Origin of the sequence: Nocardioides sp., assembly GCF_030149505.1 — a bacterium.
GTDB lineage: Bacteria > Actinomycetota > Actinomycetes > Propionibacteriales > Nocardioidaceae > Nocardioides.
In genome coordinates, this window is the sequence record NZ_JASBRN010000045.1 from 78,274 (window position 1) to 95,952 (window position 17,679).

Genomic DNA, 17,679 nt, shown 5'->3' on the forward strand with positions numbered 1-17,679 from the left:
GGTCCACGACGTGGGAGGCACCGCCATGGAGGTGAACCTGACGCTGGTCGTCATCACGGCCGGGCTGATGGGCTGCGGGGTCTACCTCCTGCTGGAGCGCAGCCTGTCGCGGGTCCTGGTCGGCCTGGTGATGATCGGCAACGCCGTGAGCCTGGCCTTCCTCGTCGCCGGGGGTCCTGCGGGCCGGGCCCCGATCGTGGAGGACGGGGTGACCACGGGGATCTCCGACCCGCTGCCGCAGGCGATGGTCCTCACCGCGATCGTCATCACCCTGGCGACCACCGCCTTCGTGCTGGCCATGGCCTACCGCAGCTGGCAGCTCAACGGTCACGACGACGTGCAGGACGACGTCGAGGACGCCACCGTGCGTCGCCTCGCCCTGCGCGACGCGACCTCCGACGCCTACCAGGCCACCACGTCGGACTACCCCGGTGACGACTCCAGCGGCGACGCCGGTCAGGCGCCCGAGGACGACCCGGTGGTCGCGCTGCACGACGAGCGGGGCACGACGTGAGCGCGCTGGTCCCGCTGCCCGTGCTGCTGCCCATCCTGGGGGCGGGGGCCTCCCTCGCCCTCTCCAGCTACCCGCGGGTCCAGCGGTGGCTCAGCCTGCTGGTGCTCGTCGCGGTCGTCGCGGTCGCCGCGGTGCTGCTCGTGCAGGCCGACCGGGAGGGCCCGCAGACCGTGTGGATCGGAGGCTGGCCCGAGACGCTCGGGATCGTCCTGGTCGCCGACCGGCTGGCCGCGCTGATGCTGCTGGTCAGTGCCGTCGTGACCCTCGCGGTCCTGGCGTACTCCGTCGCCCAGGGCATGACCGAGGACGAGGAGGGTGCGCCGATCTCGGTCTACCACCCCACGTTCCTGGTGCTGGTCGCCGGCGTCGCCAACGCCTTCCTGGCCGGCGACCTGTTCAACCTCTTCGTCAGCTTCGAGATGCTGCTCTTCGCCAGCTACGTGCTGCTGACGCTCGGCGGCACCGCGACCCGCCTGCGTGCCGGCACCATCTACGTCCTGGTCAACCTGCTGTCCTCGACGCTCTTCCTCATCAGCCTGGCGGTCGTGTACGCCGCCACCGGCACCCTCACGCTGGCCCACCTCGCGGTGCGGCTCGAGGAGCTCCCGGACCACGTGTCGCTGCTGGTGCAGCTGCTGCTGCTGACCACCTTCGGCATCAAGGCGGCGGTCTTCCCGCTCTCCTTCTGGCTGCCCGACAGCTACCCGACGGCACCGGCGCCGGTGACGGCCGTCTTCGCGGGGCTGCTGACCAAGGTCGGCGTCTACGCGATCCTGCGGGTGCAGACCCTCCTCTTCCCCGACAGCCCGCTCACCGACCTGCTGCTGTGGGCGGCCCTGCTGACGCTCCTGGTCGGCATCCTGGGCGCGGTGGCGCAGTCGGACATCAAGCGCATGCTCTCCTTCACGCTGGTCAGCCACATCGGCTACCTCGTGATGGGGATCGCGCTCGCCAGCCGGCTCGGCACGGCGGGCACGACCTTCTACGTCGTCCACCACATCACCATCCAGACCGCGCTCTTCCTCGTCCTGGGGCTGGTGGAGCGCCGGGCCGGCAGCACGGCGCTGATGCGGATCGGCGGGCTGGCGCGGATCGCCCCGCTGCTCGCGGTGCTCTTCTTCGTCCCGGCGATGAACCTCGCGGGGATCCCTCCCTTCTCCGGCTTCATCGGCAAGGTCGGGCTCTTCCAGGCCGCGCAGGCGGACGATGGCTGGTTGGCCTGGACCCTGGTCGGTGCGGGTGCGCTGACCAGCCTCCTGACCTTGTACGCCGTGGCCAAGACCTGGGCGGTGGCGTTCTGGCGCACGCCCCGCGAGGCGCACGAGGCGCTCGCGGCCATCGGCGGGGACGGCGAGCCGATCCCGGGCCACGACACCGGGCTCGTGCACGAGCACCGCGGCCACGTGCACACGCCCCGCGGGGTGGTGTCCAAGCAGGACATCGAGGAGGCGCGGCGCCTGGGCGACGACGACACCCCCGACCGCGACTTCCACACACTGATCGAGGCCGGCGAGGACACGAAGGACTCTCCGCTGGGCATGCTGCTGCCCGCCGGGCTCCTGGTGGCGCTGAGCGTGGTGCTGACCCTGGTGGCCGGTCCGCTCTACGCCTACGGCGACCGAGCGGCAGTCGACCTCCACGACCGGCGGCCCTACCTCACCTCGGTCCTCGGGGAGGACCTGCGATGAGCCCGGTGACCCGGACCCGGCGCGACGGGACCTCGCGACCGGCGCGGCACCGCGCGGTCCAGCTCCCGGCGGTGGTGGTGCTGACCCTGGTCTGGCTCGCCCTCTGGGGCTCGGTCGCGCCGCTCTACGTCCTGGGCGGGGTGCTGGTCGCGGTGGGCACCTGCCTGGTCTTCCCGCTGCCGCCCGTCGACCTCGCCGCCCGGGTGCGTCCGCTCCTGCTGCTGGCGCTGCTGGGCCGCTTCCTCGTCGACGTCGTCCGCGCCAGCGTGCAGGTCTCGCGGGTCGTGCTGACCCGGGGCCACGTCCGCAACGCCGTGGTGGCCGTGGACCTGGAGAGCTCCTCGGACTTCGTGCTGACCCTGGTGGCAGCAATGCTCTCGCTGGTCCCGGGCTCGGTGGTGGTCGAGGCGCGGCGCTCCACCCACACCCTCTACCTGCACGTCCTGGACGTGCCCGACGCCGAGGCGGCCGAGGCGTTCCGTCGCAGCGCCCTGGAGCTGGAGCAGCGGGTCCTGGCCGCGCTGCCGCCCCGCGCGAGCGAGGAGGTGGTCGCGTGAGCGTCGTGCTCCTCCTGGCGACCGCGATGCTCGTGGCCGCGGCGATCCTCCTGACGATCCGAGCCACCATCGGCCCGACGATCCTGGACCGCAGCGTCGCGCTGGACGTCCTCGTCGCCGTCACTGTGTGCGGCATCGGCCTGCACGTGGCGTCGACGGGGAAGACGGTCGCGCTGCCGATCGTGCTGGTGCTCGCGGGCTTCGGCTTCGTCGGCGCGGCCAGCGTCGCGCGCTACGCCAGTCGCAGCGACGACCTGGAGGCCGGACGCGACGGCGCCGAGGAGATGCGGGGGGACCGACGATGACGTGGACGGTGGCGCTCGACGTCGCCGCGGCGGCCTGCCTGCTCACCGGCGCACTGCTCGCCCTGATCGCCGCCATCGGGGTGCTGCGGATGCCCGACCTGCTGAGCCGGATGCACGCCGCGACCAAGCCGCAGGTGCTCGGGACGGTGCTGGTCGTCCTCGGGGTGGGCCTGGGGCTGCGCGACCCCTCGACCGTGGCGTTGCTCGCCCTGGTCGTGGTGCTGCAGATGACCACAAGCGTGGTGTCGAGCCACCTGATCGGGCGCGCCTCGTTCCGGGCCGGGCAGGTGCGCCACGACCTGCTGGTCGTCGACGAGCTGAGCGAAGTCCTGGACCACGAGGAGCCGCGGGGGGCGCCCTGACTGGTCCTGCCACCGACGAATCGTAGGGTTTTGCCTATAGGGCATAGGCAACGTAGCGTCGTCGCCATGCTGGCCCTCACCGAACGCGAGATCCGCGGCTCCTTCGTCAACTGCAGCCGGGGCGAGGTGGCCCGGATGACCGTCCCCGACCTCGACCTCGTCGCGTGGCCCGAGCTGGACTACCTCGGCTGGGTCGACCCGCGCGCACCCCTGCAGGCCGCCGTCGTCGTGCCCCACGAGGGCGAGCCCGTGGGCGTCCGGCTGCGTCGCAACCAGGGCGGGTCCGGGCGGGCACGCATGTGCTCGTGGTGCTGCACGGTCCACCCGGGCAGCGGCGTCGCGCTCATGGTCGCCAACCGGGCCGGGCGCGCGGGCCGCGACGGCAACACGACGGGTGCCGAGGTCTGCGCGGACCTGCGGTGCTCGGCGTACGCCCGAGGCACGCTGCCCGCGCCCTCGGTCTCGACGGTGGCCGAGACCATCCCGGCCGAGCGGCGCACCGAGCGGCTGCAGGACAACCTGGGCGCCTTCCTGCGGCGGGTGCTCCGGTGACCCGGGCCGGCCTGGACCGGGCGCGGGTGGTGGCGACGGCCGCCGGCCTCGCCGACCGGGACGGGGCCGCTGCGCTCACGGTGAGCGCCGTCGCGCGCGAGCTGGGGGTGCGCCCGCCCAGCCTGTACTCCCATGTCGCGGGCGCCCAGGAGCTGCGCGCGGCCGTCGCCGCACTAGCCCTGACCGAGCTCGCCGACCGCGTGGACCGCGCCCTCGCTGGGCTGGCCGGCGCCGATGCCCTGGTCGCGCTGGCCGACGCCCACCGCGCGTACGCCGCGGAGCACCCGGGCCGCTTCGCCGCGGCGGGAGCAGCGGGCGCCGGCCTCGTCGACGCGGAGCTCCTCGGTGCGGGGCGGCGCCACGCGGACCACCTGCTCGCGGTCCTGCGGGGCTACGCGGTCCCGGCCGGGGAGCAGGTGCATGCCGCCCGCTTGGTCGGCAGCCTGCTGCGCGGCTTCATCGAGCTGGAGGGCGGCGGTGCCTTCGCCGGCAGCAGCCCGCCTGCCGAGGAGTCGTGGGTGCGGGCGCTCGAGCAGCTGGACGCCGTCCTGCGGACCTGGGGGAGCGCATGAGGGGGCGGCGACCGGCAGGCAGGCCGGGGATGCTGGTGGTCCTGGCCGCGACGGCGACGCTGTCGCTGGGCTGCGCCACGACGGGCGAGCAGGACGCTGGGTCCACCGGCACGGCACCGGACCGCCGTACGACGTCCGGCGAACCGGCCGCGTCGAGCCCGGCGACCCCGACGTGCGCGACCGGGGGTCAGGCCGCGCTGGGCGACGGGCTCGACCGGCTCGAGCGTCGGGAGGGCGGACGCGTCGGGGTACACCTGCTCGACACCGGCACGGGGGAGTCGGTGGGGCACCGCCAGGACGAACGGTTCGCGTTCGCCTCCACGGTGAAGGCGCTCCTGGCCGCGGTGGTGCTCGACCGGCTGCCGGAGGCCGGCCTGGAGCGGCGGCTGCGGTGGACCGAGGCCGACCTCGTGGACTACTCGCCGGTGACCGAGCAGCACGTCGACGGAGGGCTCACCGTCGCCGAGGTGCTCGAGGCCGCCGTCACGGTCAGTGACAACACCGCCGCCAACCTGCTCCTCGAGCTCGTGGGAGGCCCGGCCGGCCTGGACCGCGCGCTCGCGGAGGTGGGGGACGAGACCACCGAGGCCGTGCGCACCGAGCCCACGCTCAACGACTTCACGCCGGGCGACCCGCGCGACACCTCGACGCCGCGTGCCCTCGCGGAGAGCCTGGCCGCCTTCGCGGTCGGCGACGCGCTGGGCGAGGGCGACCGGCAGGTGCTGGTCGACCTGCTGCGGCGCAACACGACGGGCGACGACCTGGTGCGCGCGGCGGCCCCCGAGGGTTGGGTGGTCGGCGACAAGACCGGCACCGCGGACTGGGGCACGCGCAACGACATCGCCTTCCTCGAGCCGCCGGGCCGGGAGCCGATCGTGCTCGCCGTGCTGACGCGCGGGGAGACCGCGGACGCCGAGCCGCGCGACGCGCTGGTCGCCGAGGCCGCCCGGATCGCGCTCCACGCGGTGTGCGCGGAGCGGTAGCCGGTCGTCCGCCGGCGACCCGGGCAACCCGGACGAGCGGTCGGGTCAGGCAGCCGCTGAGGGCGGCAGGCTGCGGATGAGCTGCCGCAGGCGACGGTGATCCAGCGACGCCCCTTCGGCGTCGGCGGCCACCAGGACCTCGGCGTGCATGTCGGGTGAGACCAGGTAGACGTGCGGGGACAGCGGGAACGGCTCCTGGGCCCAGGCGCAGAGCGCGTCGAAGGCCATCCCCACGGACACGTCCAGCACGGAGTCATCGACCGGGAAGTGCAGCCACATCTCGAACTTGTGGGGGACCGCGACCAGGACGCCGGAGGGTGGGATCTCTCGGCGCAGGGTCCGGCGCAGCACCTCAGGCAGGACCATGACGCGGCTGGCTCCGAAGGAGTCGTCGGCGCGGAGCACGTCGACCCACGAGCCTGGGAGGTCGGGGTCGAGGCGACGACGTACGTGTTGTGGCAGCGGGAGTGCCGCGAGGTTCTCGAGCGCACGGGCGTAGGCGTCGTCGCGCTCGACCTCCACGGTGTGGAGCTTGCCGAGCAGTGCGGTCAGGCCAGGACCCTGGGCCGACAGCACTCCGTGCAGACGCGGCAGCGGGCGGAGTGGTTCGTACTCGAGGTCGGGCATCGTTGCCGGATTCACGAGCCGCACCCGCAGGTCTTCAGCCCGGATCGCCGCCGTCGGGTCGAAGCCCGAGAGGAGTGTCGTGACCTGTTCCTGCACCAGACGACGCCATGCCCGCCGTGGCGCCAGGTGCAGTCGTCGCGCCAGGTTGTCGAGCCCCATGATCGGCCCGTCCGTCAGCTGGAAGGCGCGCCCGTCGACCAGGGTCCAGGTATGACCGCGCGTGCGGAGCACGGCCTCGACCTCGCGCAGCAGCCACCGGGTGTCCTGCGCGCTCAGAGGGTGTACGTGGGTGGATTCGCTCATGCGAGCGATGCAAGCAGGATCCGCGTCCGGGCGTCGGGCTCTCTCCACAGGCCCGAGGGCCCCGCCGCTTGCGCGACGGGGCCCTCGGGTGCAGCAGGTCAGCGACTCAGATGTCGTAGTTCTGACGCGGGATGGCTGCTGACCTGCGCAAACGCTCGATTTCAGGGGGCTCGTGGGCCGCGCCGGGGCCGCACGTCACCGAGTCGCAACGCGCGCCGCGACGGCGGTTGGACACCAGTTTGACCCTTTCACGGCTCTGCCCATGGTCATGGACCAAGAACCCGCGTGCTCTGACACCTCCCGGCGTGTCACTCCCGACGATCTCAGAAGCTCTTGCCACGGTGCGCACAGGCTCCTCACAAGCTCGCGCCACAGGTTGGTCTCACCAACCCGCAGCACATCGAGGAGCACCCATGAGCCAGCCGTTCTTCCTGCGACCCGCCCTTCGCCGCGCCGGCGCGACGGTCGCCGCGACCGCGCTCGCGGCGTCCACCGTTCTGACGGTGGTGCCGGCCCACGCGGCCACGGTTCCTCCACCGGCTAGCGCGCTTGAGGTCGACTGGCCGGGCAGCCCCGCCGACCCAGCGTTCGGCCTGGGGTACGGCGGCTATGGCCGGAATGCGGGTCTCGGCCCGTACGGCGGCTACGCCTCGCCGTACGACCAGGTCCCGGTGACCGCGGGTCTCGACGCGACCGACGCGACGACCGCGCAGTCACGGGGAGTGGTCATGGTCTCGACGGTGGTCGAGTTCGGGTCAGGCGAGGGAGCGGGCACCGGCATGGTGATCGACGGCGACGACGGCGTCGTCGTGACCAACCACCACGTGGTCGAAGGAAGCACCGAGGTCACCGTCACGGTGGCCACGACGGGTGAGACCTACGACGCTGAGGTCCTGGGCACCGACGCAACCCATGACGTCGCCGTCCTGCTGCTCGTCGACGCGCCCTCGATGCCAGAGGTCACGACGAACACCGCCACGCTCGACGTCGGGGACGCCGTCACTGCGGTCGGTGACGCCGGCGGGGACGGCGGCACGCTGACCGCGGCCCCGGGCACCGTGACCGACCCGCACGAGCCGGTCACGGTGAGCAACGACGACGGCACCGAGACGACGATCCGCAACCTCATCGAGGTCGACGCCGACATCATCTCGGGCGACTCCGGGGGCGCCCTGCTCGACGGGGACGGGGATGTCGTCGGCATGAACGTCGCAGCGTCGAGCGGGCGCAGCGACATCGTGGGCTACGTCATCCCGATCCGGCGGGTGCTCCGCATCGCCGACGACATCCTGTCGGGGGAGGAGTCCTCGACCGTCTCGGTCGGGTACGACGCCTTCCTCGGCGTGCAGCTCGTCTCGGGGACTGGAGCGGCCACGATCGCAGCCGTCCTCGAGGGCGGCGCGGCCGACGAGGCCGGCCTCCGGGCGGGCGACATCGTCACCGCCGTCGCCGGGACGGCCACACCGACCATCGCGGCGCTACGCCGGGCTGTCGCCTCGCACGACGCCGGCGACGAGGTCCGGGTCGCCTGGACCGATTCGCTGGGTGAGGCCCACAGCGCCGACCTCACCCTCGGGCGCGCCCCCGTCGCCTGAGCCCGACGGCCGCGCCCCGCTGGCGCGCCGTCACCCACAGGTGCCTCACAGCCCTACGCCAGCCCCTCACCAGGTGTGCCGCCCATCGTGGGGGCACCCTCCTCGAACCCAAGGACTTCTCGCATGATGACGTACCTCCTCGCCGGCGCCGACGTCGCCGCCGTCCTCGTCCTGGCCCTGGCCATCTACTTCCCGCGACACCGGCGTGCGGACCTCGTCGTCGCATTCCTCGCCGTGAACGTCGGTGTCCTGGCCGTCACGATCGCGCTGTCGAGCAGCGCCGCCACCATCGGCCTGGGACTGGGCTTGTTCGGCGTGCTGTCCATCATCCGTCTGCGCTCCGCCGAGCTGGGACAGCACGAGATCGCCTACTACTTCTCCTCCCTCGCGCTCGGCCTCATCGGCGGCCTGGGCTTCGACGACCCGACGCTCGCCGTGGCCCTCATGGGCCTGGTCGTCGGCGTGATGGCGGTCGCCGACACCGCCGCACTTCGCCGAGGCGCCCGTCAGCAGATCGTGGTGCTCGACTCGGCGATCACGAATGAAGCGGACCTCGTTGAGCGTCTCGAGCTGGTCCTGGACGCCCGCATCCACCGTGCTGTCCCGCTGCGCGTCGACCTTGTCAACGACTCGACGACCGTCGACGTGCGTTATGCGCAGCAGGCGTCACGAGCGACCATGCCCGAGTCGGAGCGCACCACCGGCGCCGCGTCGAACACCCTCGCGGCCCGCTGACATGGACGCCCTCGCTGAGCTGCCGTCCGTCGACCTCGAGAGCGTCAACTCCACCTCCCAGCTGCTCACCCGCACCGACCGCAAGTACGTCGTGCCGCTCCGCGACCTCGGTGCCCTGGTCTCCGGCGTGCGCGGTCTGCGAGTCCTCGAGATCGACGACCGGCGCGCGTTCCGCTATGAGTCGACGTACTTCGACACCACGGACCTGACCAGCTGGGCAGGGTCGGCGCACCCCCGTCGCCGCCGATGGAAGGTCCGCACCCGGCTGTACGCGGACACGGGCGAGCAGTGGCTCGAGGTCAAGACCCGCAGCGGCCGGGGGGAGACCGTCAAGGAACGGATGCCGTGCCACAGCTCGTCCAGCGAAGAGCTCAGCGCCGAGGCGACGGCCTGGGTCGGTGAACGGCTCGCCGGAGCGGGGGTTCGCGGGGTGGACGCAGTCGGCCTCGTCGCGACACTGCGCACGGCGTACCGGCGCACCACCCTGCTGCTCCCGGACGGCGGCGGACGGGCGACGGTCGACGGCGACCTGCTCTGGTCCTCCGCGTCCGGCAGCGTCGGGCTCGACGGCGCGCTGGTCGTGGAGACCAAGAGCCCCCCGGGATCGGCCGGCCCTCTCGACCGCCGACTCTGGGCGCTGGGGCACCGCCCCGTTCGCATCTCCAAGTACGGCACCGGGCTCGCCCTCCTGACGCCCGAGCTGCCCCGCAACCGCTGGCACCGCGTCGTGACCCGCGACCTTGCCCCCGCACTCTCGATCCGACAGGAGCTCCCTCATGACGTCTGACAATTCCCACGACAACCTGCCCGACGCGTCGGGACGGTCGCTCTTCGGCACACCCAAGCGGCTGACGGCGGCGCTGGCCGTGCTCGCCGTCTTGACCATCGGAGGTGGTACCGCCGTCGCCGTGCTCCGCGACGAGTCCAGCGCGGCCGCCGGGTCGGTGGCGACCTCGGCCGCCTCCGTGGGAGAAGGGGAGGGCATCTGGGACGCCGGCACGGTGCACGACATCACGGTGGACGTGGACGCCGACGCCGTCGCCGACATGATCGACGTCTACCAGGAGACCTCGGAGAAGGAGTGGGTCGAGGCCACCGTCACCATCGACGGCAAGACGTTCGAGCGGGTGGGGATGCGCCTGAAGGGAAACTCGTCCCTGCGCGGGTTGGAGGACGGCGCTGACCCTGCGGAGCTCCCGTGGCTGGTCCGTCTCGACGAGTTCGTCGAGGACCAGTCGCTGGACGGCTGGACCGACTTCGTCATCCGGTCCAACAGCAGCGAGACCGCGCTGAACGAGGCGGTGGCGCTCGAGCTGCTCGCCGAGGCGGGACTGGCCAGCGAGCACGCCGTACCAGCGTCGTTCTCGGTCAACGGCGGCGACGCGCAGCTGCGACTGGTCGTGCAGGCGTTGGACGAGCAGTGGGAGGAGGAGAACTTCACCACCGAGGGCATCCTCTACAAGGCCGAGGCCGGCGGCGACTGGTCTTGGCGGGGCACCGACCCGGACGCGTACGACGAGATCTTCGACCAGGAGACCGGTGAGGAGGACCTCACCCCGTTGATCGAGCTGCTGGACTTCGTCAACAACAGCACGGACGCGGAGTTCGAGGAGGGGCTAGCGGAGCGTCTCGACGTCGAGGCGTTCGCGCGCTACCTCGCCTTCCAGGACCTCATCGGCAACTTCGACGACATCGACGGACCCGGCAACAACTCGTACCTGCGCTACGACGCAGAGTCCGGCGGATTCACCGTCGTCGCGTGGGACCACAACCTCGCCTTCGGCGGTTTACCGGGCGGCGGCGGTCGCTCCTTCGGTGGGGATGGCGAGCGGCCCGAGGGCTTCGAACCACCGGAGGGGTTCGACCCGTCCGACGGCTTCGAGCCGCCGGAGGGCTTCGAACCTCCTGAGGGCATGGAGATGCCTGACGGGGGTGCTCGCCCCGGCGGGATGGGATTCGGTGGCATGGGGGGAAGGTCGAACGTGCTCGTCGAGCGGTTCACCGCCGTGGAGAAGTGGGACGACCTCGTCACCCAGGCGAAGACCGACCTAGTCGCCAGTCTCTACAGCAGCGGCGTGGCGGAGGAGGTCGTCGACCGCTGGGCCGGCGTGCTCACCGACCACGCGAGCGACCTCGTGGACCCTGCGACCGTGGCCGACGAGGCCCAGGCCATCCGCGACTTCGTCGCCGAGCAGGAGTGACGACGACCATGTTCCGCACGGCCGCCGGGAAGTCGCGCCACACGACGCTCACCACCCCGCCCTGGCCGCGGCGCTGCTCACCGCCAACTACCTGCTGCTCGCGTCCCTCGTCGGCGTGGGGCTCGCGCTCCTTCCTGCACAGCTCGTCACCGAGCTCGCTCCTGGCGGTGAGCTTCTCGGCGCAGCGGCGGTTCGTCTTCGCGAGCTCACAGGAGCCTCACAAGGACAGGCCATCTCGCGGACAGGTCGCCCGAGCAGAGTCGTCATCACCAGGCATCCCGGCCTGACGCTCTCGAAAGGTACTACCGTGCGACTCTCCACGTTCCGACAGGCTCTGGCTGCCACCGCTGCCACCGCCCTCCTTGCCGGCTGCAGCTCGTCGACCGCCGTCAGCTCCACGTCACCCACGAGCTCCAGCACGTCCTCGGGCGGATCATCGGCCAGCACGGCCGCGGTCACGGACGCCACCACGGTGGCCGACGCAGGCGCCGACAACGTCGAAGTCGAGGCGGGCGACACGGCGTACGACGAGTCCGACGTCGTGGACGTGAGCCTCCAGGGCTCCACGGCAACCGCTGAGAGCGACGCCGTGTCGACCGACGCCGGGACCGTGACGATCACCACCGCCGGGACGTACCGGCTCAGCGGTGACCTCACCGGGCAGGTGGTCGTCGACAGTGCGCTCGACGGGGTCGTCCGGCTCGTGCTCGACGACGCGACCATCACCTCGGACACGACCGCCGCCATCGACGTCGTGGACGCACAATCGGTGGTGGTGGTGCTCGCCGACGGGACCAGCAACACCCTGGCTGACGCGACGACCTACGACGACACCTCGGAGGAGGCGCCGACCGGCGCGCTCTACTCGACCGCCGACCTCACGATCGGTGGCACGGGCTCCCTCACCGTGACGGGCAACGCGAACAACGGCATCGTCGGCAAGGACGGCCTGGTCATCGCGGGGGGCACTGTCGAGGTCACCTCGCCGGACGACGGGATCATCGGCAAGGACTACCTGGCGATCACGGGCGGCGACGTCACGGTCGACGCGGTCGACGACGGTCTGAAGTCCGACAACAGCGCTGACGCCGGCTCCGGCTTCGTGCTCATCGAGGACGGCACCGTGACCGTCAACTCCCAGGACGACGCCGTCAAGGCCGTCCAGATCCTCATCGCGGGCGGGACGGTCGAGGTGGTGGGATCCAACGAGGCCCTGGAGGCCTCTGTGGTCATCATCGATGACGGTGACGTCCAGCTGCACGCCGCGGACGACGGCATCAACGTCGCGTCCGCCGACGACAGGGCCGCCACCGACGGCGTCGGTGGACCCCCCGCCGGAGGTCCGGGCGGGGCCGGCATGGAAGTCGACGACTCGCTCAACCTGGTCATCAACGGCGGCACCGTCGAGGTCTGGTCCAGCGGCGACGGGCTCGACTCCAACGGTCACGCCACGATCACCGGAGGTGACATCACCGTCTACGGTCCGACCGCTGATGGCAACGGCGCCCTGGACGTCAACGGCACCTTCGAGGTCACGGGCGGGACCCTGGTCGCGACCGGTAGCTCCGGGATGATGGTCGCTCCCTCGGCCGACTCCGTCCAGGGGTGGATCGCCACCGCCCTGCCCGCCACCGCCGTGGCCGGGTCCGAGGTCGTCATCACCGACGACGACGGCACGGAGCTCGCGACATACACGGTCGAGAAGGACTTCGCCTCGGTCGTCTTCTCGTCCGCCGACGTCGAGCAAGGCACGACCTACACCGTCTCCGTCGACGGGAGCGACACCACCGTCACCGCCGGCGACGCGCCCGCAGGGGGCCACGGCCCCATGGGCGGCTGAGCCGCGCTCCCCCCGCGCGTACCTACGACACACACCAGGAGAAACGACATGATCTCAGGAGCCCACCCCACGAGCCCGGACCCGCACGCGTCCGAGCCCACCACCGGCACGAGCAACACCGCCCAGCCCATCCGTCACGAGGATGCGGAGGCGGTCAGCACTCCACCCGCCGCCACGCCGACCGCCCCGCGCAGGTGGAGCCGGGGAGTCCTCCGCGGCCGCAGGGCGCTCGCGACCGGCGTCACCGTGGCCGCCCTCGCCATCGGCGGAGCCGGCTTCGGCGTCGGGTACGCCGTCGGCGGCGACGGAGCCCCGGCGACGCAGCAGGTCCCTGACTTCGACCGTGGCCGTGACGGCTTCGGTGGTCCTCCGGACGGGATGCGCGACCTTCCGGGAGGACCGATGGACGGACAGACCGATGGCGGAACCGGCCCGGGCTCGGGTGGCACCGGTCAGGCGCCCGACTTCGACGGGGACGGCCAACCCGACCCCACCGATCCCGACGAGGGCACGACGCAGGACGACGACTCGTCCGACGCAGCCCAGGACTCGACCCAGCAGGGCTGATCCGCCGCCCACGATCCGCACCCCGGTCGCTGCCAACCCCCGAGGCGCGGCCGGGGTGAGCCTGCTGTGTCCGAATGTTCCGAGCGCGCCCACATCCGGTGGCAGCGGTCCCGACAGGTGCCGACAGTTCGATGTCACGAACGATCCGTACCGCGACAAGGAGAAAGCATGTTGAGCACCGTCGACGACAGCGACGCAGCCGTCGTCCTGCCCATCGGCGAGGATGATCTCCGCCGAGTGCATCGAGAGGTGAGCCGTTTCCGGCTGAGGTACAAGTTCGCGATCGACCAGGTGGCAACGAAGATCGCAATCCTCCGTGAGGAGTTCGAGCAGACCTACGACCGCAGCCCCATCGAGCACGTCCGGAGCCGCCTGAAGTCGCCCGAGAGCCTGTTCGCCAAGGCTGACCGGCGTGGCTGCGGCACGTCGCTCGAGTCCATCGCGGAGGAGGTGCTCGACATCGCCGGGGTGCGCGTCGTGTGCCCCTTCGTGTCCGACATCTACTGGATCAGGGACATGCTGACGCGTCAGTCCGACGTCACCGTCCTCGAGGTCGAGGACTACGTGGCGACGCCCAAGTCGAACGGCTACCGAAGCCTGCACCTGAACATCAAGATCCCGGTCTACCTGTCCGACCGGACCGAACATGTTCCCGTGGAGCTGCAGATCCGCACCATCGCCATGGACTTCTGGGCCACCGTCGAGCACGACATCTACTACAAGTACGAAGCGACGGTGCCGTCCTCGCTGCTGGCTGAGCTGAGCCACGCCGCCGCCACAGCAGCCGACCTGGACACGAGGATGGAAAGGCTCCGTGACGAGGTCCGCGGCTTGTAGCGAGCAGCTGCGTCCGACTCAGCCGGAGCGCACCGCTCGCGGGTCAGGCGGCACCCGCTGCCGGGCTTCCCGGAGCGAGCTGGATCTGGACGGTGGTGTCCCCGGGACGGCTGCGCAGGTTGACGCGGCCGCCGAGGGCGTCCACGATCGCAGCCACCAGGGCGAGTCCCAGGCCGACGCCGCCCTCACGGTGGCGAGCGGCATCTCCGCGGGTGAAACGCTCGAAGGCGCGGTCGACCAGGTCAGGCGGGAAACCGGGGCCGTCGTCGTGGACGCTGAACCCGCCGGCATCGGCGGCAACGGTCACCGTGGTCCCGGGCGGCGTGTGCTTGCGCGCGTTGGTGAGCAGGTTCGTGATCACCTGGTGGAGCCGTTGCTCGTCGGCCCGGACCTCGATGACGTCGTCGGGGAGGTCGAGTCGCCAGATGTGGTCCGAGGCGAGGACCCGCGCGTCGCTGACGGCCTCGAGCAGCAGGCTGGTGAGGTCGACGGTCTCCGCGATGAGGGGGCGGCCGGCGTCGAGCCGGGCCAGGAGGAGCAGGTCCTCGACCAGCGAGGTCATCCGCTTCGACTCCTCGTCGACCTTGGCCAGTGCGGTCCGCAAGGCGATGTCATCATCGGGACGCAGGCGGGCCAGCTCGGAGTAGCCGGCGATCGTCGCCAGGGGCGTGCGCAGCTCGTGGGATGCATCCGCGACGAACTGTCGCACCTGCTGCTCGCTGCGATGACGGGCGTCGAGCGAGTCCTCGACGTGGTCGAGGAGCCGGTTGAGCGCGCTGCCCACCTGACCGACCTCGTTGCGCTCGTCGGTGAGCCTGGTCGGTACCCGCTCCTCCAGCGTGATGTCGCCGGTGGCGAGCTGAAGCTCGGCGACGCGGTGAGCCGTGCCGGCGACCTCGCGCAACGGCGCCAGCTGACGCCGTACGACGAACGCCGCCGCCGCCGCTGCGACCACCAGGCCGGCCAGCGTGGCCAGGAGCTCGAGGCGGATCAGGTTCGTGATCGTCTCGTCGACGTCGGACCGCGGCAGGCCCGCGACGACCTGCCCGTCAGGGAGGTCGGCGACAGCGACGCGGTAGGAGCCAAGACCTTCCAGCTCGACGGTCTGCGGCTCGTCGGCCTCCGGGAGCTCCGTGAGTGACCGGAGCTGTGCGGTCGTGAGCTCAGCGGCGTCGAACGCGCGGTTCCCGTCGGGCTCGGAGAGCACCAGGCCGCGACCCTCCCCGGTCGCAGGCAGCACCGCCACGAGCGTGCCGTAGCCGGCACGGAAGTCCTCGGACCGGTCGCCCGGCTCGTCCGGCAGCGGTAGCGCGACAGGCGGTCCGCCTCCTGGGCGGTTCAGCGCACGGTCGAGCTCGCGAGTCACGTCGGCGTCGAGCCGGCCCTCCAGGTGGTCATGCATCGCCACGGTGGTCGCGGTACCGATGACGGCGGCGGTCAGGGCGACCAGAAGGACGACAACGCCGACCAGCCGCCAGGTGAGAGTTCGAGAGGCTGCTCGGGCTTCGCGGATCATGGCGCCGGCTTCAGCACGTACCCCGCGCCGCGCATCGTGTGGATCATCGGCTCCCGACCAGCGTCGACCTTCTTGCGGAGGTAGGAGATGTAGAGCTCGACCACGTTCGCCTGCCCGCCGAAGTCGTACTGCCAGACCCGGTCGAGGATCTGGGCTTTGCTGAGCACGCGTCGCGGGTTGCGCATGAGGAAGCGCAGCAGCTCGAACTCGGTGGCGGTGAGCGTGATCTCCTGACCGCCTCGGTGCACCTCCCGACTGTCCTCGTCGAGGGTGAGGTCGCCGACGACGATCATGTTGCGGTCCTCGGGCTGCGCCGCCGTACCGGCGCGCCGCATCAGGGCTCGCAGCCGCGCGACCACCTCCTCGAGGGAGAAGGGCTTCGTGACGTAGTCGTCGCCTCCGGCTGTCAGTCCGGCGACGCGGTCCTCGACCGCGTCGCGAGCAGTGAGGAACAGGACCGGTACCTCCGGGGTGTCGGCCCGGACGCGGCGCAGCACCTCGAGCCCGTCGAGGTCCGGCAGCATGATGTCGAGGACGATGGCGTCGGGTCGGGTCGTCCGTGCGACTGCCACCGCATCGGTGCCGGTGTGGGCCATCTGCACCTCCCACCCCTCATAGCGGAGTGCCATGGCGAGGAGCTCGGCGATGTTGACCTCGTCGTCCACCACCAGCACGCGGACCGGAGAACCGTCGGGACGGGCGAGTCTCATGGCGCAATTCTTGCCCAGTTATCTGTGCGGTTGCTGTGACGGACCTGTCTGTTGTTGGCATGCCAGGTGGGTCGATCGGTTCGAGGGTGTGCGGGGCAGTGGGTAACTCCGCCTGCGGGACGGCTCGTTCTCACCGCCAAAGCTCGATGGCGCTGCGCTTCGTGCCAGACGTCCAACTATGGAGTCGGCTGGGCGTCATTCGCCCGGGGTCGCGTGGTCCTGGCTCCCGACCAGCCATCACGGGCCGTGGGCGCACTGGGGCCGCAGACGAACGAAAAGCGACCCTTGACGCTGGAAGAAGTTGGAAGGTGTCTTCGCAGGTCAGGGGCCGTTTTCAGGCACCTGGCCGGTGGGCATCACCCACGCGTGACTAGATGTCGTAGGTCTGACCGCGCAACGCGCTGACCTGCGCAAACTCGGGATGTGAGAGTCCTTGGGTCACGGCGGGGCCACGCATCAACAACTCCTCGACCGGCCGGGACGGGCGACGACATGTCGAGTTTGATGACCCGGGAAACGTGGGGCACATGGCCGCCTCATGAAACGGCAGTGTGGAGTTCGAAGCGTAGGCCGAGCGCGTTCGTCACCTTGAGGATCGTCGACCACGTCGGGTTTCCCTCGGCGGAGAGCGCCTTGTAGAGCCCGTCGCGGCTCATATCGACGCGACGGGCCAGTTCGCTCATGTTCTGCGAACGAGCGATCACGCCAAGGGCTCGGGGGACCGCGGTGGGGTCCTCGCCGGACTCCTCGAGAGCGATCGCGAGGTAGCCCGCGACGTCTTCGAGGTCGTCCAGATAGTCGGCGGGATCGAACCGCTTGTACTTCTCAGTGGTGCTCATGGGGATCCTCCTTCCTTTGCCGATCTGCACGCCATTCATATGCGAGTTCCTGAGCCTTCTCGATGTCATTCTGCTGGCTCGACTTGTCGCCGCCGATCAGGAGCAGGATCAGAAGGTCGCCGTCTTGTAGGTAGTAGACCCGATATCCCGGGCCGTACGTCAGTCGGAGCTCCGAGATGCCTTGGCCAACTGGTCTTACGTCACCCGGGTTGCCGTTGGCCAGGCGGTCGATGCGCTCCACGATGCGCAGGCGGCCGGTCCGGTCCTTCAGTTTCCTGAGCCACTTGTCGAAGTCCTCCGTTGTGAGAACCTCGATCATATGTCGACTATAGTTGACAGTTGATGTCGACTCCAGCCCGAGGGCTTGGGCTGCTCG

20 protein-coding genes are annotated in these 17,679 nt (G+C 71.0%); 15 read left to right on the forward strand and 5 right to left on the reverse strand.

Features of this window, described 5'->3' with window-relative positions:
• The first annotated feature begins 10 nt into the window (after positions 1 to 10).
• From Q1V71_RS08860 to bla, 8 genes are all read left to right on the forward strand, one after another.
• A complete protein-coding gene (locus Q1V71_RS08860; protein WP_300642989.1) occupies positions 11 to 514 on the forward strand; it encodes a Na(+)/H(+) antiporter subunit C in 504 nt (167 codons plus the stop codon).
• Positions 511 to 2,202 (forward strand): Na+/H+ antiporter subunit D, encoded by a 1,692-nt coding sequence (locus Q1V71_RS08865; protein WP_300642991.1) that lies wholly within the window; start codon positions 511 to 513, stop codon positions 2,200 to 2,202. Before Q1V71_RS08860 ends, Q1V71_RS08865 begins: the two co-directional genes overlap by 4 nt.
• Positions 2,199 to 2,759, forward strand: coding sequence for a Na+/H+ antiporter subunit E (locus tag Q1V71_RS08870; RefSeq protein WP_300642992.1), 561 nt, complete (start codon positions 2,199 to 2,201; stop codon positions 2,757 to 2,759). The genes Q1V71_RS08865 and Q1V71_RS08870 overlap by 4 nt, the downstream gene beginning before the upstream one ends.
• A complete protein-coding gene (locus tag Q1V71_RS08875) occupies positions 2,756 to 3,064 on the forward strand; it encodes a monovalent cation/H+ antiporter complex subunit F (protein WP_300642994.1) in 309 nt (102 codons plus the stop codon). Before Q1V71_RS08870 ends, Q1V71_RS08875 begins: the two co-directional genes overlap by 4 nt.
• Complete coding sequence (mnhG, locus tag Q1V71_RS08880) at positions 3,061 to 3,426, forward strand: monovalent cation/H(+) antiporter subunit G (protein ID WP_300642996.1); 366 nt, start codon at positions 3,061 to 3,063, stop codon at positions 3,424 to 3,426. Before Q1V71_RS08875 ends, mnhG begins: the two co-directional genes overlap by 4 nt.
• 66 nt (positions 3,427 to 3,492) lie before the next feature.
• Positions 3,493 to 3,978, forward strand: coding sequence for an FBP domain-containing protein (locus tag Q1V71_RS08885; protein ID WP_300642998.1), 486 nt, complete (start codon positions 3,493 to 3,495; stop codon positions 3,976 to 3,978).
• Positions 3,975 to 4,550 (forward strand): TetR/AcrR family transcriptional regulator, encoded by a 576-nt coding sequence (locus tag Q1V71_RS08890; RefSeq protein WP_300643000.1) that lies wholly within the window; start codon positions 3,975 to 3,977, stop codon positions 4,548 to 4,550. Before Q1V71_RS08885 ends, Q1V71_RS08890 begins: the two co-directional genes overlap by 4 nt.
• Before the next feature lie 29 nt (positions 4,551 to 4,579).
• Complete coding sequence (gene bla, locus Q1V71_RS08895; protein WP_300643002.1) at positions 4,580 to 5,533, forward strand: class A beta-lactamase; 954 nt, start codon at positions 4,580 to 4,582, stop codon at positions 5,531 to 5,533.
• Between the two features lie 45 nt (positions 5,534 to 5,578).
• On the opposite strand, the gene Q1V71_RS08900 is transcribed toward bla, so the two are convergent.
• Entirely contained in the window at positions 5,579 to 6,463 is an 885-nt protein-coding gene (locus Q1V71_RS08900) for a hypothetical protein (RefSeq protein ID WP_300643003.1), read from the reverse strand.
• A 413-nt stretch (positions 6,464 to 6,876) separates the two neighbouring features.
• On the opposite strand from Q1V71_RS08900, the gene Q1V71_RS08905 reads away from it, so the two are divergent.
• The 7 genes from Q1V71_RS08905 (at position 6,877) to Q1V71_RS08935 (ending at position 14,238) form a co-directional block, all read left to right on the forward strand.
• Positions 6,877 to 8,058 (forward strand): trypsin-like peptidase domain-containing protein, encoded by a 1,182-nt coding sequence (locus tag Q1V71_RS08905; RefSeq protein ID WP_300643005.1) that lies wholly within the window; start codon positions 6,877 to 6,879, stop codon positions 8,056 to 8,058.
• Between the two features lie 123 nt (positions 8,059 to 8,181).
• Positions 8,182 to 8,793: a DUF4956 domain-containing protein gene (locus Q1V71_RS08910; RefSeq protein ID WP_300643007.1), complete on the forward strand. Its 612-nt coding sequence runs from the start codon at positions 8,182 to 8,184 to the stop codon at positions 8,791 to 8,793.
• Between the two features lies 1 nt (position 8,794).
• A complete protein-coding gene (locus tag Q1V71_RS08915) occupies positions 8,795 to 9,580 on the forward strand; it encodes a polyphosphate polymerase domain-containing protein (protein ID WP_300643009.1) in 786 nt (261 codons plus the stop codon).
• Positions 9,570 to 10,994 (forward strand): CotH kinase family protein, encoded by a 1,425-nt coding sequence (locus Q1V71_RS08920; RefSeq protein WP_300643011.1) that lies wholly within the window; start codon positions 9,570 to 9,572, stop codon positions 10,992 to 10,994. Before Q1V71_RS08915 ends, Q1V71_RS08920 begins: the two co-directional genes overlap by 11 nt.
• Before the next feature lie 472 nt (positions 10,995 to 11,466).
• Positions 11,467 to 12,834: a carbohydrate-binding domain-containing protein gene (locus tag Q1V71_RS08925; RefSeq protein ID WP_300643013.1), complete on the forward strand. Its 1,368-nt coding sequence runs from the start codon at positions 11,467 to 11,469 to the stop codon at positions 12,832 to 12,834.
• A 48-nt stretch (positions 12,835 to 12,882) separates the two neighbouring features.
• Positions 12,883 to 13,401, forward strand: coding sequence for a hypothetical protein (locus Q1V71_RS08930; RefSeq protein WP_300643015.1), 519 nt, complete (start codon positions 12,883 to 12,885; stop codon positions 13,399 to 13,401).
• A gap of 168 nt (positions 13,402 to 13,569) precedes the next feature.
• Positions 13,570 to 14,238 (forward strand): GTP pyrophosphokinase family protein, encoded by a 669-nt coding sequence (locus Q1V71_RS08935; RefSeq protein WP_300643016.1) that lies wholly within the window; start codon positions 13,570 to 13,572, stop codon positions 14,236 to 14,238.
• A 43-nt stretch (positions 14,239 to 14,281) separates the two neighbouring features.
• Here Q1V71_RS08935 and Q1V71_RS08940 read toward each other — a convergent pair whose 3' ends face one another.
• The 4 genes from Q1V71_RS08940 to Q1V71_RS08955 form a co-directional block, all read right to left on the reverse strand.
• Entirely contained in the window at positions 14,282 to 15,754 is a 1,473-nt protein-coding gene (locus Q1V71_RS08940) for a cell wall metabolism sensor histidine kinase WalK (RefSeq protein ID WP_300643018.1), read from the reverse strand.
• Positions 15,751 to 16,464 (reverse strand): response regulator transcription factor, encoded by a 714-nt coding sequence (locus tag Q1V71_RS08945; RefSeq protein WP_300643020.1) that lies wholly within the window; start codon positions 16,462 to 16,464, stop codon positions 15,751 to 15,753. Before Q1V71_RS08945 ends, Q1V71_RS08940 begins: the two co-directional genes overlap by 4 nt.
• Before the next feature lie 536 nt (positions 16,465 to 17,000).
• Positions 17,001 to 17,303: an addiction module antidote protein gene (locus Q1V71_RS08950; RefSeq protein ID WP_300643021.1), complete on the reverse strand. Its 303-nt coding sequence runs from the start codon at positions 17,301 to 17,303 to the stop codon at positions 17,001 to 17,003.
• On the reverse strand, positions 17,290 to 17,622 hold the full coding sequence (locus Q1V71_RS08955; RefSeq protein WP_300643023.1) for a type II toxin-antitoxin system RelE/ParE family toxin: 333 nt from the start codon (positions 17,620 to 17,622) through the stop codon (positions 17,290 to 17,292). Before Q1V71_RS08955 ends, Q1V71_RS08950 begins: the two co-directional genes overlap by 14 nt.
• Positions 17,623 to 17,679 lie beyond the last annotated feature (57 nt).